Origin of the sequence: Micromonospora sp. NPDC047753 (assembly GCF_040642735.1) — a bacterium.
Taxonomy (GTDB): Bacteria; Actinomycetota; Actinomycetes; order Mycobacteriales; family Micromonosporaceae; genus Micromonospora.
The window spans coordinates 1-1,773 of the sequence record NZ_JBEYSL010000809.1; the positions used below are offsets into that span (position 1 = coordinate 1).

Sequence of the window (1,773 nt, forward strand, 5' to 3'; positions counted from 1 at the left end):
GCGTTTGCGCTCGGACCACGGGTTGCCGTCCGGGTCGGCGGAGGCACGGTTGTAGAGGATGCGCCGGTTCGCCGGCCACGCCCAACCCCACTCGGGTGCCACAAGGGACTGCTCCGAGCCGGGTTTGCGGCGGGCCGCCTGGTTGACGCCGTCGGCGTACACCCCGGTGTAGATCCAGCAACCGCCGAGGGTGGAGCCGTCGTCCTTCATCTCGGTGAACGACGCCAGCGGCCGGCCGGTGGCCACGTCGTACCCGTTGATCTCGCGCAGCACCGCCTCGGCGCTCGGCTCCGCGTACGGGCCGTGCGTGGGGTAGTCCCAGGCCAGGTCGAGCAGCGCACGGTCGCGCGGCTTCGTCGACGTCGCCAGTCGTTCCCGGATGACGCGACCGAGGTGGTAGAAGAACCAGAGTTCCGAGCGGGCGTCGCCTGGCGGTTCGACGGCCTTCTCCCGCCACTGCAACAGCCGTTGGGTCTGGGTGAAGGTGCCCTCCTTCTCCACGTGGGAGGCGGCCGGTAGGAAGAACACCTCGGTGCGGCACTCCTCAGGGGTGATCTCGCCGGTTTCGAGCTCCGGCGCGTTCTTCCAGAACGTGGCGCTCTCGATCTCGAACAGGTCGCGGACCACGAGCCAGTCGAGGTTGGCCATGCCGAGACGCTGCGCCCGGCCGTGCGCCGAACCGACCGCCGGGTTCTGCCCGAGCAGGAAATAGCCCTTGATCTTGCCGTCGATCATGTCGAGCACCTGCTGGTAGGTGCCGTGGTCGCCGGTCATCCGCGGCATGTACCCGTAGCAGTAGTCGTTGTCGGCGGTGGCCGCCTCACCCCAGTACGCCTTCAGCAGGTTGACGCCGTAGGTGCGGGCGTTGCCCCAGAAGCCCTTCTGCCCGGGGTGCGCGATGCTGTCCACCCACTTGTCCAGGGTCGGGTGGTCGGCGTGGTGGGGCATCGGCAGGTAACCGGGCAACAGGTTGAACAACGTCGGGATGTCGGTGGAGCCCTGAATGCTGGCGTGCCCGCGCAGCGCCATGACCCCACCACCCGGGCGGCCCACGTTGCCCAGCAGGAGTTGGATGATCGCGCCGGTGCGGATGTACTGCACGCCGACGCTGTGCTGCGTCCAGCCCACCGAGTAGACGAGCATGCCGGTCCGGTCCCGGCCGGAGTTCTCCGTCCACGCCTGGGCCAGTTCGAGGAACTTCTCCTGCGGGATGCCGCAGACCCGTTCCACCATCTCCGGGGTGTAGCGGGCGAAGTGTCGCTTGAGGATCTGGTAGACGCAGCGCGGGTGCTGCAACGTCTCGTCACGTTCGGTCTCGCCGCCGACGGGCGCGCCGTGCGACTCGTTCTCCAGCCCGGCCGCCGTCTCCCGCTGCGTCTCGCTGTCGCGGGTCGTCTGGTCCTGCGGGTGGCCCTCGTACCGCCAACTGGCCTGGTCGTAGGTGGCGTTGTCGTCGTTGAAGCCGGAGAAGAGGCCGTGCATGTCCTCGGTGTCGGCGTACTCCTCGGTCACGATCGTCGCGGCGTTGGTGTAGGCGACGACGTACTCCCGGAAGTCCAACTCGTTGTCGAGGATGTAGCGCACCACACCGCCGAGCAGCGCGATGTCGGTGCCCGCCCGGATCGGCAGGTACGAGTCAGCCAGCGCGCTGGTACGGGTGAACCGCGGGTCGACGTGGAAGACCTTCGCCCCCCGACGCTTGGCCTCCATCACCCACTGGAAACCCACCGGGTGCGCTTCGGCCATGTTCGAACCCTGGATGACGATGACGTC

General features: G+C 68.2%; 1 protein-coding gene. It reads right to left on the reverse strand.

Annotated features, from left to right (window positions below):
* On the reverse strand, positions 1-1,773 hold a 1,773-nt coding region (locus ABZ749_RS34770), incomplete at both ends, for a molybdopterin-dependent oxidoreductase (RefSeq protein WP_357235568.1).